We start from the raw sequence: 436 nt of genomic DNA, 5'->3' as shown, positions 1-436 counted from the left end.
GCAATGAACTCGGGGCCGTTGTCGGACCGTATGTAGTCCGGCGGCCCGCGCAGGATGAACAGATCCGTCAGCGCGTCGACCACATCGGTTGAATTGAGCTTGCGATCCACACGGATCATCAGTGCCTCCCTGGTGAATTCATCCAGGATGTTAAGCGTCCGATACACCCGGCCCTCATGCGTGCGATCCTGAACGAAGTCGTAGGACCAGACATGGTTCGGACGTTCAGGCCGGAGCCGGATGCAGGACCCATCGTTCAGCCACAGCCGTCCTTTCTTTCGCTGCTTTGGTGGAACCTTCAGCCCCTCACGTTTCCAGATGCGCTCGACACGCTTGTGGTTCACATGCCACCCGGCCTGGTTCAGCAGCGCCGTCACCGGGCGATAGCCGTAGCGGCCATATTGCCTCGCCAGTTCGATGATATCGTCTGTAAGGA

At 59.2% G+C, this 436-nt stretch carries 1 protein-coding gene; it reads right to left on the bottom strand.

Features of this window, described 5'->3' with window-relative positions; genetic code table 11:
* The coding region (locus R3X27_RS25555; protein WP_317711731.1) for a DDE-type integrase/transposase/recombinase at nucleotides 1–436 on the bottom strand (436 nt) is incomplete at both ends.

This window comes from Tropicimonas sp. TH_r6 (genome assembly GCF_033101155.1).
In the GTDB taxonomy this organism is placed as follows: domain Bacteria; phylum Pseudomonadota; class Alphaproteobacteria; order Rhodobacterales; family Rhodobacteraceae; genus Tropicimonas.
Note: the sequence above shows the minus strand (reverse complement) of the source record. Positions and strands in the feature narration are given on the sequence as shown.